This window comes from Mesorhizobium sp. BR115XR7A, assembly GCF_020165315.1.
Taxonomy (GTDB): Bacteria; Pseudomonadota; Alphaproteobacteria; order Rhizobiales; family Rhizobiaceae; genus Mesorhizobium; species Mesorhizobium australicum.
Window position 1 is genome coordinate 216,849 of the sequence record NZ_JAIUHW010000008.1, and the last position, 14,529, is coordinate 231,377.

The 14,529-nt window shown below is 63.1% G+C and carries 12 protein-coding genes; 6 read left to right on the forward strand and 6 right to left on the reverse strand.

Features of this window, described 5'->3' with window-relative positions; genetic code table 11:
• Window positions 1–4: 4 nt before the first annotated feature.
• Together LB557_RS18770 and LB557_RS18775 are read left to right on the forward strand one after the other, a co-directional pair.
• Window positions 5–880 carry a branched-chain amino acid ABC transporter permease gene (locus LB557_RS18770; RefSeq protein ID WP_224643011.1) on the forward strand — a complete coding sequence of 292 codons (876 nt, stop codon included), beginning with the start codon at window positions 5–7 and terminating at the stop codon, window positions 878–880.
• The gene (locus LB557_RS18775) at window positions 877–1,911 is read left to right on the forward strand and encodes a branched-chain amino acid ABC transporter permease (protein ID WP_015316274.1); all 1,035 of its coding nucleotides are present in this window, start codon (window positions 877–879) and stop codon (window positions 1,909–1,911) included. The genes LB557_RS18770 and LB557_RS18775 overlap by 4 nt, the downstream gene beginning before the upstream one ends.
• A gap of 20 nt (window positions 1,912–1,931) precedes the next feature.
• Here the strand turns inward: LB557_RS18775 and LB557_RS18780 are convergent, their stop codons facing one another.
• From LB557_RS18780 to LB557_RS18805, 6 genes are all read right to left on the reverse strand, one after another.
• Window positions 1,932–3,248, reverse strand: coding sequence for a M20 family metallopeptidase (locus tag LB557_RS18780; RefSeq protein WP_224643010.1), 1,317 nt, complete (start codon window positions 3,246–3,248; stop codon window positions 1,932–1,934).
• Window positions 3,249–3,289: 41 nt separating this feature from the next.
• Window positions 3,290–4,195, reverse strand: coding sequence for a MurR/RpiR family transcriptional regulator (locus LB557_RS18785; RefSeq protein WP_140615407.1), 906 nt, complete (start codon window positions 4,193–4,195; stop codon window positions 3,290–3,292).
• A 94-nt stretch (window positions 4,196–4,289) separates the two neighbouring features.
• Complete coding sequence (locus LB557_RS18790) at window positions 4,290–5,957, reverse strand: DUF882 domain-containing protein (RefSeq protein WP_224643009.1); 1,668 nt, start codon at window positions 5,955–5,957, stop codon at window positions 4,290–4,292.
• Window positions 5,954–6,613, reverse strand: coding sequence for a hypothetical protein (locus LB557_RS18795; protein WP_224643008.1), 660 nt, complete (start codon window positions 6,611–6,613; stop codon window positions 5,954–5,956). Before LB557_RS18795 ends, LB557_RS18790 begins: the two co-directional genes overlap by 4 nt.
• Window positions 6,614–7,025: 412 nt before the next feature.
• A complete protein-coding gene (locus tag LB557_RS18800; protein ID WP_224643007.1) occupies window positions 7,026–8,045 on the reverse strand; it encodes a substrate-binding domain-containing protein in 1,020 nt (339 codons plus the stop codon).
• A gap of 170 nt (window positions 8,046–8,215) precedes the next feature.
• Complete coding sequence (locus tag LB557_RS18805) at window positions 8,216–9,781, reverse strand: ROK family protein (RefSeq protein WP_224643006.1); 1,566 nt, start codon at window positions 9,779–9,781, stop codon at window positions 8,216–8,218.
• A gap of 81 nt (window positions 9,782–9,862) precedes the next feature.
• Here LB557_RS18805 and LB557_RS18810 point away from each other — a divergent pair, with 81 nt between their 5' ends.
• The 4 genes from LB557_RS18810 to LB557_RS18825 all read left to right on the forward strand — a co-directional run bounded on the left by LB557_RS18810 (window position 9,863) and on the right by LB557_RS18825 (window position 14,445).
• The gene (locus LB557_RS18810) at window positions 9,863–10,588 is read left to right on the forward strand and encodes a sugar phosphate isomerase/epimerase family protein (protein ID WP_224713084.1); all 726 of its coding nucleotides are present in this window, start codon (window positions 9,863–9,865) and stop codon (window positions 10,586–10,588) included.
• 78 nt (window positions 10,589–10,666) lie between these two features.
• Window positions 10,667–11,791, forward strand: coding sequence for a substrate-binding domain-containing protein (locus LB557_RS18815; protein ID WP_224643005.1), 1,125 nt, complete (start codon window positions 10,667–10,669; stop codon window positions 11,789–11,791).
• Window positions 11,792–11,953: 162 nt separating this feature from the next.
• Entirely contained in the window at window positions 11,954–13,486 is a 1,533-nt protein-coding gene (locus LB557_RS18820; RefSeq protein ID WP_224643004.1) for a sugar ABC transporter ATP-binding protein, read from the forward strand.
• On the forward strand, window positions 13,483–14,445 hold the full coding sequence (locus tag LB557_RS18825; protein ID WP_140660763.1) for an ABC transporter permease: 963 nt from the start codon (window positions 13,483–13,485) through the stop codon (window positions 14,443–14,445). The genes LB557_RS18820 and LB557_RS18825 overlap by 4 nt, the downstream gene beginning before the upstream one ends.
• Window positions 14,446–14,529 lie beyond the last annotated feature (84 nt).

Consider the following 14,529-nt stretch of genomic DNA (forward strand, 5'->3'; position numbering starts at 1 on the left):
CGGTATGAGCGCATTGGCGGAAATCCTGTTCGGCGGCCTGTTCCAAGGTTCGCTCTACGCCATGATGGCGGTCGGGCTCGCTTTGGTCTGGACGACGATCGGCGTGTTCAACTTCAGCCATGGCGTGTTCATGATGCTGGGCGCCTATGTCGCCTGGCAATTGGTGGAACTCGGCCTGCCGGCGGCGGTAGCCTTTCCCGTCGCCGTGGTCGTCATGGCCGGCGCCGGCTGGATCCTGCAGGCAAGCGTCGTGCGGCCGCTGATCGGCCGGCCCAACATCGTGCTGGTCGTCGTCATCACCACGCTTGCCGCCGGATCGCTGATCGAGAACGGAGCGCTCACCATCTGGGGGCCGCGCTCCAAGCAGATTCCGGCGCTGGTCGACGGCAACGCCATCATCGGCGGCGTCGGCGTTTCGCTGCACCAGATCGCCATCATCGTCATCACGCCGCTGATCCTGGCGGCGTTGTGGATGTTCCTCAACCGTTCGCGTCTCGGGCTGGCATTGCGTGCGGTCGCGCAGAACGAGGATGCCAGCCATCTGGTCGGTCTGAATGTCACCGCGCTCTACGGGCTGGCCTTCGCCATCGCCGCTTCGCTGGCGGGGCTCGCCGGCATCTTCATGGGCGGCTATCGCTTCATGTCGCCCGTGATGGGCTCAGACCCGCTGCTCAAGGCGCTGATCGTCGTCGTCTTCGGCGGCATATCGAGCATATCGGGGCCGATCTTCGCCGCCTATCTGATCGGCTTTTTCGAGGCCGCCTGCAGCTATTATTTCGGCCTCTACTGGACGCCGGCATTGCTGTTCGGCGTGCTGATCCTGACCCTGATGGTACGTCCCGAGGGCATTTTCGCCAGCCGCTCGCGAGGCCTCGCATGACCGACACGACCTCGCCAATCACCCAGATCCGCACAGCGGCGGCAACCCCGATCGCACCTGGCCGCACGCCGTGGAAGCACGAAGCCATCGGATTCGTGCTCGGCTTGGCCGTGCTGGCGCTGCTGCCGCTCGTCTTCGGCGACACCTATGCCCGCCACATCCTGATCATGGCCTTTATCTACGCCATCGTGGCGTCGAATTGGGACCTCAGCCTCGGCTATGGCGGCGTCTTCAATTTCGGTCATCTGGCGCTCTTCGGCATCGGCGTCTACGCCTACAGCCTGCTGACCAAGCTGGCCGGGCTCGATCCGTGGATCGCGCTGTTTGCCAGCGGCATCATCGCCACGCTTGCCGCGATCGTGGTGACCATCCCGATCCTGCGCCTGAAGGGCATCTATATCATCCTGGTCACCTTCGGCTTCGCGCAATTGGTCATGCAAGTGATCCTCAGCCAGTCCGACATCACCGGCGGCACGCAAGGGATCGTGCGTATCCCCGGCCTCTACTGGTTCGACCACAATATGGTCCGCGACGCCAAATTCGCCTATTTCTACATCGCGCTGGCGCTGCTGGTGGCGAGCACGCTGTTCCTGCGTGTGTTCGTGCGCTCGCGCGCCGGCGCCAGCATCGTGGCGCTGCGCGACAATGAGGAATACGCCGTCAGCCGCGGTGTCTCGATCGTGCGCCAGCGCATGCTGACGCTTGCGGCAAGCGCCTTCTTTACCGGCATCGCCGGGGCCTTCTATGCCGCCTACCAGCGCAACGCCTCGATCGACGTGTTCGGCATGAGCCTGGCGACCATCATCCTGTCGATGGTGCTGCTGGGCGGCACCAGCACCATCTACGGCGCCATCGTCGCCTCTTTCGTGCTGACGGTTTTCGCCGAGTGGATGGCTGATTTCGGCGCATGGCGCCCAATGATCACGGCGGTTCTGATCATCGGCGTGATGCTGGCCTATCCCAGCGGACTGGCCGGCATGATCAAAGCGGCTTGGGGTGCCGTCGCCGGGCGGATCAACCGCCCGGCGTGACCACCTGAAAAGCAAGCTACTCAGCGCACGCCGCACCAGTCGATGACGGATGCCGCGATCACCTTGGCGGTCTCGACCACCGATTCCACTTCGACACATTCGTTGGCGCCATGGAAGCCGTCGCCCGACGGACCGAAAATGACACCGTCGACACCGGCGCCAGCATAGTGCGCTGCATCACACACGGCGACGAAGCCGCTTGTCTGAGGCGCCTTGCCGATCGCCGCCTTGCGTTTCATCAGCGACGTCACCAACGGATGGTCGACCGGCGTGTTCATCGGCGGGAAATGCAGCCCGCCGAGCTCCCACTGGATGGCAGGCGGGTTGTCGCGCAACCAGGCGTCGGTTTGCGCGAAATGATGGACGAACGCTTCGAAGTCGCGGCGGTATTCGGCTGAATTCTCATCCGGCAGAAACTTCATGTCGAGATCGAGCACGGCAACATCGGGGATGATGGCCGGGTTGGTCATCACCGTCGGCAGGCCGTGTTCGCCAAGGCCCGTTCCGCCATGCATGACTCCGATGTTGATCGTGTTCATGCCGACCGGCAGCAGCGGATGGGACTTTGCCCGTGTCCGGTCGAGCTCGTATTGGCGGACGGCGGCAATGAACCGCGCCGCGATCTCGATGGCGTTGACACCCGGCTTCAGCCGGTCCTTGTCGTGCCGTTGCGGGTAGATTTCGTTGTAACGCAGCGCCGAATGCGCGTTGCGGCCACGGATCGTCACCCGCGCCCATTCGAGCCCGCCCTCGACCGGGAGGACATCGCCCCAGGTCGGCTCGGCGACAAGCACCGCCTTGGCGAGTTTGCCCTTCTTGACCGCATCCATGGCGCCGAAGCCACCAGCCTCCTCGTCGACGACGGAGTGGACGGCCAACCGGCCTTGCAGTGTGATGCCCGCCTTGCGGATCGCGTGCGCGGCGGCGACGCAAGCCGCGACGCCGCCCTTCATGTCGACCGCACCCCGACCATAGAGCCGGCCATTCGTGATCTCACTGCCGAACGGATCGACCGACCAGTCCTTCATCTCGCCGACCGGCACGACATCGATATGCCCACACAGGATCAGGCTGCGCTCCTCGTTTCCAGCCCATTCGCCGACCAGATTGGGCCGGCCGGGCAAGGCGTCCCACTGTTCGGTCTTGAAGCCATCGTGCTTGAGGATCGGCTCCAGCAGAGCCTGGACATCCGCCTCGCGGTTGATCGCCGGATTGGCCTCGAATTTGGGATTGACCGAAGGGATGCGGACCATGTCGCGGACAAGCCCGATCAGCCAGTCGCGGTCTCTCTCGATTTCAGCCTGCACGGCATCGATGATCGTCTGGGCGTCAGCCATGATTATTCCTTCCTCGCACCGCCGCGCCGGGCGCATCGGTGCTATTTCCTGGTGGTTCTTGGTTTGACGGTTTCGTTGTCGGACGGCGACAAGGCGGCATCGAGGGTGACGGCATTGGCGCTGCGGATCTTCTCGATGTCCTCGATGCGCTTGCGCACCCCGGCGCCATGGCCTTCCAGCGCATGGGCGAAAACCGTCTCCATCTGAGCCACGGCGGTCGCCAGCGTGTCGAAGGGCGAGTTGGCGTCGATCGCCGCGACCATCGTCAGGTCGGCGATGTCAGCGATCGGCGACAGCCATACATCGGTGAACAGCAGTACGGAGACGCCGCGTTCCTTCGCCTGCCGCGCAAAGCTCACCACGTCCGACTGGTAGCGCCGATAGTCGAACACGACGAGAAGGTCGCGCTTGCCGAGGTCGATCAGCAAGTCGAAATCCGCCGGGCTCAACGAGCCGATGTCGCGCACGCCGGAGCGGAATTGCAGGAGATAGCCGGCGAGCATGGAGGCGATGTGGCGGCTGAAACGGCCGCCCAGCAGGACGACCTGGCCCTTGGTCTCGAGCAGCAAATTGACAGCGCGTGTATAGGCCTGCAGGGGGACCGCCGTGCGCGTGCGCTCCAGACTGTCGGAAACCGAATGGAAGTAGGCCAGTGCCGTGCCCTCGCTGGAGCCGCCGGGACGCTTGGCCTCCATCATCAGCAACGGCGAATGCAGTCTGGATTCGACTTCCGTCAGCAGCCGCGCCTGGAAATCGGCAAAGCCGACATAGCCGAGCTTGGTCATCAGGCGGGTCACGCTCGGGTCGCTGACTCCGGCGCGTCGCGCCAGCCGGGTCGCCGTTCCCAGCCCCGACATCGGATAGTCGGCGAGCAGGACCTGAACGATCTTTTCTTCCGCCGACGTGAAAGCCAAGGTGGTGTTGGCCAACTCTTCGCGGATCGACATGGTCATCGCCTCTCGCCAACGGAAAGACGATTACCTTACAATTTCATACAAGATTGTCAAATTTGGAAAATATCTTACAGACTTGCGCGTCGACCTATCTGAACCTGGCGGTGGGCAGGAATTTCACAGCGGAGCCGGTGAAGCGGCGGTGATCGGACGTCTGTCCTCGTGGCTGGAAGCCATCGAGATAGACCTGCTCCGGGGCCGTGCGGATGAAATTGGCGGCAATGACGGTCGCCGCTGTCGAGCCGGTTCCGGTGATGCGGCGCCCGGTCTCAAGCGATTGGGCGGTCGGCGCCGCTGGCAGAATGACGGCGGTGGCTTCGGGATCGAGACGTGGCTGGACACGGTCGGCCTTGGGGCTGGTCCTGACACGGTCTTCAGGTTTCGATGCAGGGACTGCAATCCGCTGTCCAGCCAGCGAATCGAGGCTGTCATCGACGTGATGCGTGGCCAGCAAGGCACCGATTGCATCGGCGGATTTGGCCGCCTCCGGTTGACGCGCGGGGCCCGTCTGGTCTTGCGGTCGCCATGTCGGGACAGGGATGTTGAGCGCCAGCATGTCCGGACCGGCAATCGCGGGGGCGGCATTCATCCTGGCCACGGGATTTTCGGCACCGGTCGCCGCCGGTTCAACCCGCGCGGTGGATGCGCTGCTGGCTACGCCGAACGGCACGGCTTGCGGGGTTGGAATGGTGGCGGCGAACCCGGTGCGCGGTGCGAAAGCGGGTATCGGCACCGTGCCGGGCGGCATCGCCATGACGATCGCTTCAGGCGTCTTTGCAGACGTTTCTTCGGCCGGATCGGCGGGGTCGACCTGAACGTCCGCCCGCTGGGCTGCCCCCGGCGCCACGATAGCAATGCCCTGGCCAGCCGTCTTGGAGTCGCCAGGCATCTTGGGTTCACCGGCCGTTTTAGGTTCAACTGACTTGGTCGGCTTGCGTGGCGCAGGCGCCGCTTCCGCGGCATCGTCCGCTTCATCCGCGCCGCGCCCGCCCAAAAGCGTCGCCAGCAGGCCGCGCGCCGGCCTGCGCTGGCCGCCGTCGGCGCTGGCCAGTTCGATGTCGTGCGTGCCGGCGGCCTTGCGTGACTTGTAGGCGGCAAACGCCTGCTCGTAGCCAGGCAACGGTTTGCCGTCGCTCGGCACATGCAGCGTGTTGCCGTTCGGGAAGACCCTGGCGAGCTCCTGGCGGCTGATGCCGGGCCAATGCCGCACATTGCCGACATCCATATGAATGAACGGCGAACCGGAGGTCGGATAATAGCCGACGCCGCCGCCCTGCATCTTCAGGCCGATGTCGCGCAACTTCTTCAGCGGCACGTCCGGCAGGAAGAAGTCCATGGCGCGGCCAACCATGTGCTGGCTTTCGCGGGCCACGCCCTTCGAACGACCGCGCAGCATGGCGTTGGTCGCCGGCGAGCGATAGGCGCTGACCACATGGATATAGGCCGTCGAGCCGCTGGCGCGGTAAGCCTGCCAGACCAGGTCGAGCAGGCGCGGGTCCATCCTGGTCGGCTCGTTGCGGCGCCAGTCGCGCAGCATGAAGTTGATCTTCTTCAGGCCTGCCTGATCGTAGCGCCCATCGCGCTTGAAGACGATCTCGGCCTTCTCGCCCGTATGAAGATGCTGAATCCGCAGGGCGCGCGTCTCGGCGAACGCATCGGTGACACACATGCAAAGCAACGCCATCGCAATGGCCGGCAACCATGTCCAACGACGGGAAGCGCCGAGCGGGTTTTGTTCGCTTTCAATCCCATTCATGCCTTGCACATCGTTCCTGTTTCAGGCGATTTGACGTCTTCGCTCAGATGAGGAGCTTTCGTTCGGCACTCTCCCCGGCCATGACTTGACCAGCCGGACAGGTAGCCGTCCGACAACCCGACATTTCGAAGAACAGCATCTTGGTTAACGAATCGTGTCATGCCGAGCATGCGTTCGACCGATGAGGGCGCGCCACCGGCAAGCACTATAGGCCTGTTCACATTGCCGGCGGCCATCGATTGGTGATGAAATTGTGCTGCCGCGCCTTGTCGATCGGCCTCGCGGGGACGCCGACCGCGGTGCTCCCCGCCGGAATATTCCTGGTGACAACGGCACCCGCCGATAAGCGAGCGGCTGCCGATCGTGACCTCTTCTACGATGCACACGTTCGGGCCGATATAGACCTCGTCCCCTATCGACGCGGATTTGCCAAGCGTCGCCCCGATCGTCACATACTGGGATATATTGCAGTTGTTGCCGATCGTTGCCGTATGATGGACCACGCAAGGGCCGCCATGGCCGATGTAAAAGCCAAGGCCGATGCTGGTCTCCACAGGGATTTGTATGCCGAATTTCCTCATCTTCAGCGAGAGGAAGAGACGGGCTGTCCGGCACACGACGGAATTGTCCGACTGCGCGATCCGGTGCCAGACCATGTAGTTGAAGCCCCGATTCGGGAGGTACTGCCGGCACAAGTCACGATGTCGATGCTGCGCGTATAGCGATACAGATCGCTCTTGATGGCCTCGAATATCTGCATTATGGCCTCGGCACCCATGCCCGGAATGGGAACGGGCACTAGATCATCCCGGTAGCGCAAAGGGAACAACGCCGTGGGCAATCCACGGATTCCAGCGCATGCCGTGACTTCATCGCCTGTCCGTGCCGGAAAGACGGTGTCACAGGCGTTGTTTGCAGGGTGTCTGGTGCTGCGAGAGAGGATTGAACTCTGGCTAACGTTAATAAAATCAGTGGCTTAGATGCCATTTTGTAACATTGTGACGACCGCCAGAATGACCGCGCATAGCCTTCGAATCAATGGGCATGTTTGCCTCCACGAGGCGCTCTTCAACCTCTAGTATCGTCGGCTGAATAGAAGCTGGGCGCGCCGCCGACGTGCTCGTAGACTTCCGCGACATTGCCAGAGGTCACTGCTACGCCCGGGAGCACAATCCACGGCGGCACAGCATTGCCGGTCAGCCCGACAATCGCCGCCGTGGCCGCTATCTCGCCCTGTTCGAAAGGCCGTTGCGCCGCAACGCCCTTGACGATCGTTCCTTCGAGAAGGGCCTCAGCGATCGCGCTACCAAGATCCACCGTGGTCATGACCGGGATCCGGGAGCGGCCCGAAAAAACCGGCAGCGATGCGACTGCTGGTTCGTCCCAGACGACGAACATTCCGTCAAGATCGGGATTGGCATCGAGGTAGGGGCCGACTGCGCCACCGGCATTTGCTGGCACGTCGAATTTCAGCTGCGTCAGCGTGATGTCCGGGCGCTCGTGCCGCATCCACTTGCCGAAAGCGATCTCACGCTGCGCCGTGGCGAAGAAGTCGACGTTGTAGGCAACCACGCAGACTGTGCCGTTCTGCCGGATGTGCGGCGAAATCAGACTGGCGGCGATCTGGCCAAGGCCAAAATTGTCCGACGATATGACGCTTACATAGTCGGTCTCCTGAAGCAGGCCGGAAGGCGCGTTGTCGAGTAGGACGAGCTTGATCCCGGCGACCGCCAGTTTGCGGAAAGCTGCGGCCACGGCCGTGCTTCCGACGGGGATACTGATCACGGCATCGGGTTTCGATTGCACCAACCGTTCGATCGCTGCGATCTGGGTGGCTGCGTCGTAGCCGCAATCGACGATGTCGACGACGACGGCGCCCGCCTGCTCCAAGCCTGCCTTGATGCCCGCGATCTGACGCTGCGCCCAGTCCGAAGCGGTCGTGTGCAGCACGATTGCCACGTGGAAGGCCCTTTCCCTGGCGCGTTCCAGCATGTCGGCAGACGGGCGCAGCAATTCGGGAGATGCCGGCCGTTCGCCATGTGGTCCCAGGCCTGCAACCAGCGGACGCGCTAGGGACGAAACTGGCAACACACATCCGGGTGGCATTGCCGCATCAGCTCTCTGCATCCCGTTGCTCCTCCCATCCGCGACCTCTGCGGGCAGCTGTATTGAATCAAACCTACCGCAGGGGTTCGGGTTTGCAAGCGCCACGGCTTATCGCGGCGACTGCGCGACAGCTGGTCGGGCGGGCCGCACGCTCAACCGCCTGTCGTCGCCGTCTTCTCGACCCCAGCCAGCAAGTTGGCAACCCCGGCGTGGGCAAGCGGCGTGCCCGATACGATCCATTCGCTGAGGAACGCGGGGGCGAACAGTTCAGTCACGGCGACGGCTGCGGCGCCAACAAGTCCAGCCGACCTTCCCATGCGCGAATGAACAATACTGATATCGCGGCTGATGAGCGGCTGCGCGTGCCCGTAGATACCCTCGCGGATCGCCGCCAAGCAGATGTCGCCCGTTTGGGACAGTTCGCCGCCGAGAACGATCATCGACGGGTTGAGGATATTGGCCAGCGTCGCCAGGACGGTGCCGATCAGCCGTCCGGACTGCGCCAGCAGATCGGCCGAGAACGGGTCGCCGAGGCGGGCCGCCGTGCCAATGTCGGCAGCCGTCACCGTCCCGGTTGCGGCAAGCGTTTCGCCGAGAAGACGGCTTCGCCCCTGTTCTGCCGCTAGTAGGCCGGCCTGGGCGATAGCATCGCAGCCGGCGACGGTTTGCAGGCAGCCAACATTGCCGCAACCGCAAATGCGCTTGTGCGGCTCGCCGGCGTAAACATGCCCTATCTGTCCCGCTATGCCTTGCGCGCCACGATGCAGGCGGCCGTCGACAACTATGCCGGCGGTGATATCCGAGCCAAGGTCGACATAGAGCATGTCGCGGCTGGCTTCCGCTGACAAGGCGCTGAGTTCACCCATGGTTTCCATCTGCACGGCGCCCCGCACCCAGACCGGCGCCTGGAAACGATGTATCAAACGTTCCAGAAGCTTCGCCTCGTCCCACGCAGGCATCGCGCTAAGCTTAGGGATCGCCAGGCTTTTCGAGTCCTTCTGCTCTACCGCACCCGGCGCTCCCAGCCCAATCGCCCACAGCGGAGCACCATCCTTGCCGAGCGACCAGTTGAACAGCGCTTCGAGCCGATCGAACAGTGCCTGTGCTGGGGAAGCGGCGTCGAAATCCTCGTAGTGCTCAAGGATGAGCCGCCCGTCCAGATCGGCGAGACCAAGGCTGATGGTGCCGGCGTCGATATTGGCAACCAGAATGCGCGCGGCCTCCGATCGAAACCGCACCAGACGCGGCGCGCGCCCGCCTATGGAGCGGCCGACACCGCCTTCGTCGACAAGGCCGAAGGCAGCAAGCGTCGACAGGCGGTCCGTGACCACGGCGCGGCCGAGCCGGGCCTCTCGTTCGAGGTCGAGGCGAGTGCAAGGTTCACTGGATCGCAGAATGTTGAGAAGCGAAACAAGACTCTGGCGTTCGGCTTCGAGGGCTTTTACGCGGTCCGTCGTCGCCAGAGAGCCCGTCTCTCCGGATCGATCTGCATCCGCAACTGCGGTGCGTCCCAAGCCAGTCCTAGCCACAGCCGATTGCTCCTTCGTCGTCCAATATGGACGAGCGCTTTCAGAAGACGCAATGCCTAATTTTGTCGCTAACACAGAAAAGTAAATTGACTTTTGATTTTTATCAACTAAAGATCCGTTTTCAAATGCAAAAGCATATCGGGCCGTGTCGGAGGAGACGCCATGACTGCTTGGAAGCTGGCCTATCATGCCAATTGCTGGGGTCCACTTGGGGGCGACGCCGTTGGCGTTACCTCAATCAACCGATTGACCTACCGGACGTTCGGGGACATGGCCGTGGCCGCGCGCGATATTGCAGCAGCGGGCTATGATGGCATCGAGTTCTTCGACGGCAATGTAGTCGAAAGCGCAGGCGACGATTACGCCGCCATCCGCAAGATCCTCGCCGACACCGGGCTGTCTCTGGTCTCGGTCTATGCCGGCGGCAACTTCATCTTCAAGGACATCCTTGACGAAGAACTGGCACGCGTCACCAAGGCAGCGGACGCAGCGCGGGTGCTCGGCGCCGAGCACCTGGTTGTTGGCGGCGGCGCGCGGCGCCACGACAGGACGCGGCAAGGCGATTACGATGCCTTGGCTTCAGCGCTCGACAAGGTGATGGCAATCGCTGCGGAGCACGGCCTGAAAGCTCACTACCACCCCCATCTGTCCACCATCGTTGAGAACCCCGACGAAGTGCGGACGATCTTCGGCAAGACCGCGATCGGGTTCTGTCCGGACACGGCGCATTTGGCCGCTGCCGGAGGCGACGTGGCAGCTATGGTGCGCGAGCACGCGTCACGCATTTCCTACGTCCACCTCAAGGGTTGGCAGCGCGACCCGTTCGCCTTCGTGCCGGTCGGCCGGGGCGATTGCGACAACGGCGCCGTGATCCGGGCCCTGAAGGACATCAGTTACACGGGTTGGATCTGCAACGAACTCGACGCTTGGGCCGATCCTGCCGCCGGGGCGCGGGAAAGCCATGCCTTTGTGCAAACGGAACTGGCGAAAGCCTGAAGTTACCGACCGGCATTGACGCCGGAAGCGCCTGTAACTGCAAGAACGAAAACCAAACAACATCAGGGAGGAAACACCATGCGCATGAACACCTTGCTTCGGTCGACGGCAATCTGTCTGACGCTCTGCCTCGGCCTTGTCTCGAACGCGGCCTATGCCACTGATCCCGCCCAGGCGCTGACCGAGATCGGCCAGCATGTGATGAGCCTCGGACCGAACGGCGAGAAGCCGGAAGCCGCCTCGACCGTCAAGCTCACCGATGAGGAACTGGCCAAGATCAAGGAGATGCATGCCAAGGCCGCCATAGTCATGCACTATGCCGGCAACGACTGGTCGCAGGCGCAGATCGAAGGCCTCAAGGCGCAGTTCGCCACCATGGGGATCGAAATCATCGCCGTCACCGACGCAGGCTTCAAGCCCGACAAGCAGGTGTCCGACCTCGAGACCGTCATGGCGCAGAAGCCCAATATCATCGTGTCGATTCCGACCGACCCGGTCGCGACCGCAGCGGCCTACAAGGCGGCCGCCGACGCCGGCGCCAAGCTCGTGTTCATGGATAACGTGCCGAAAGGCTTCGTGGCCGGCAAGGACTACGTCAGCTCCGTTTCCGCAGACAACTACGGCAACGGCGTCGCCACAGCGCACCTGCTGGCGCAGGCACTTGGCGGCAAGGGCGATGTCGGACTGATCTTCCATGCAGCCGACTTCTTCGTCACCAAGCAGCGCTACGACGCAGTCAAGAAGACGCTGGCCGAGAACTATCCGGACATCCACGTCGTCGCAGAGCAAGGTATCGGCGGTCCCGACTTCTCAGGCGATGCTGAGAAGGCCGCCGGCGCCCTGCTCGTCGCCCATCCCAGCATCAAGGGCATCTGGGCAGTGTGGGATGTGCCCGCGGAAGGCGTCATCTCCGCAGCCCTCACCAATGGCCGGGACGACCTGGTGATCGTCAATTGCGACCTCGGTGAAAACGTCGCCATCAACATGGCGGCCGACGGTCCGGTAAAGGGCCTGTCGGCGCAGCGGCCCTACGACCAGGGCGTGACCGAGGCAATGCTGGCCGGCTATGGCCTGCTCGGAAAGCAGGCGCCGGCCTATGTCGCGCTGCCGGCGCTGCCGGTAACCAAGGCCAATCTCGCCGATGCCTGGCAGCAGGTCTACCACAAGCCGGTCACCGACAAGATCAAGCAAAGCATGCAGTAGACTTCGCACACAGGTCCTCCCGGTGGCGATGGTTCGGCCTAGTTCGAGCAGAAGCGCAGCGTTTCTGTCCGACAGGCCGAACCATTCCTCCTACCAGACGCAAACCTTTGTTTTGCCCTAGGTGTTGTCATGAACACTGCCAATGCAGCCGAAGCCGTCCGAATGCGAAATGTCAGCATGCGTTTCGGCGGTGTCCGGGCGCTCGACGACGTTCATCTCGACGTTAGCCCGGGCGAAGTGCACGCACTCCTCGGTGAGAACGGCGCCGGCAAGTCGACAATCCTGAAAATTCTCCGCGGCGTGCAGCCGCCAACCTCCGGCACGGTCGAGATCGGCGGCGTGCCGCTAGCCACCTTCACCGCCGAGGCCGCGCGCAATGCCGGTGTCGCTATGGCGTTCCAGGAAATGAGCCTTATTCCGACGCTGACGGTGGCGCAGAACATCTTCCTCAACCGTGAGATCATGACCAGCTCCGGGCTCATCGACGACAGAACCGCTGTAGCCGAATCGCGAAAACTTTTCACGCGCATGGGCGTCGAGATCGACCCCAGCGCCAAGGTCTCCGACATTCCGGCTGGACACCGACAGCTGACCGAGATCGTCAAGGCGACCTCGCAACCGTGCAAGGTTTTGGTGCTGGACGAGCCAACCACCGCGCTGTCGCAGAACGAGGTCGAGCGGCTGTTCGACTACGTGCGCCAGCTTCGCGGCCAGGGCGTCGCAATCGTCTATGTCTCGCACCGCATGGACGAGATCTTCCGCATCGCGGACCGCGCTACCATCTTGCGCGACGGCAAGCACATCATCACAGCGCCGATGTCAGAATTTACGCTGGAATCGATGATCGCCCATATCATCGGCCGACGCTCTCGCGGCTTCTCCGACGTGGTGCGCGAGACGGCGACTATCGGCGAAGTGCTGCTCGAAACACGCGACCTTTCGGGCTCCGGCAAGCCGATCGGTATCGATCTGACGCTTCGCCGCGGCGAGGTGGTCGGCGTCGCTGGCCTGCTGGGCAGTGGCCGCTCGTCGCTGGCGCGCGTGCTGGCCGGGGTCCAGCCGATGGCTAGTGGCGAGATCCTGATCAAAGGTAAGGCAGTTTCGATCGCCAGGCCGCGAGATGCCATCGACGCCGGCATTGCACTGGTGCCGGAAGACCGTGCCCGGCAGGGGTTCGTCGCCTTCCATTCGGTGGAAAACAACATCGACCTGCCCAACCTTGATCGCCTTTCGACGAAGACATGGGTCGATCGAAGCAAGTCGGCGGCACTGGCCGAAAGCTCGATCCAGCGCCTGCGCATCAAGACCGACTCGCGCAAGGCGACCATCAGGACGCTGTCGGGCGGCAATGCGCAGAAGGTCGTCATCGCCAAATGGCTGGCGACCGAACCGGAGGTGCTGATCCTCGACGAACCAACCGCCGGCATCGATATCGGTTCGAAATCGGAGATCGTGACGCTGATCCGCAACCTCGCCAAATCTGGCAAGGCAATCCTGGTTCTGTCGTCGGAGCTTCAGGAACTGCTCGCCGCTTGCGATCGCATCCTAGTGATGTCGGAAGGCCGCATCGTGCGCGACATCGCCCGTCACGACCTCGACGACGCCACCAAGGCGGACTCGATCGACAGCCTTCAGCACGCCGAACAGAAACTCAACAAATTCATGCAGGAAGCCCGCGGAGGAACCATCCAATGACCGACAGGGCCGCATCAGCCAGCAAATTCTCGGCACTGGCCAACTGGCGTGAATACATCATCTACATCGGTTTCCTGGTGATCTTCCTCGTCTTTGCCGCGACGCTGGGCGACAGGGGCTTTCTCGACCCCAACAACCTGTTGAACATCATCCGTCAGACCGCGATCATTGCCGTGGTCTCGGTGACGATGACCTTTGTGCTCAGCACCGGCGAGATCGACCTGTCGGTCGGTGCTGTCGCCGGCCTCGCTTCCGTCGCCACGGCAATGGGCATCGACCAGTTCGGCATCGCTGGCGGCATCCTTTACGGCCTGGGCACCGGCGTCGTCGTCGGCGCCGTCAATGGCTGGCTGACCACCGGCATCGGCATTCCTTCGTTCCTCACCACGCTGGCCATGATGGGCATCGCACGCGGCGTCGCCATGTGGATCAGCGGCACGGCGGCGATCCCCATACTGAGCAAGCCCTACGCGGCGATCTTCGGCGCCGGTAACCTCGGCCCGATACCAAGCCTGCTGATCTGGGTGGCAATCATCGGCATCGCGGGCCACATCGTGCTTCGCCGCACCACGTTCGGACGGCGCGTGCTGGCCACCGGCGGCAACGAGACATCGGCACGCTACTCCGGGGTCAACACCGGCTCTATCAAGTTCCGCGTGCTGATGCTGTCGTCCGTGGCGGCCGCCTTTGCCGGCATGCTCTATGCAGGCCGTCTCCATTCCGGCCGCTTCCAGTTCGGCGAAGGCGACGAGCTTTCGGTGATCGCCGCAGCCGTGCTTGGCGGCACCAGCCTGTTCGGCGGTGCAGGCACAGTGGTCGGCTCTATCATGGGCGCGCTGATGATCGGCCTGATCAACAACGGTCTCGTGCTGATGGGACTGGAATTCAGCCAGCAGCTGATCGCTCGTGGCGCCATCATCATCATTGCAGTCGCCATCAGCCAGACGCGCAAGCGTTAGACGGAGCGCAGGAGACCACAGGCTGGGCCTTGCCAGGCATCAGGCTTGTAGCGCGCTGGCCCGAAGCGTCGACCCCGAAAAGAT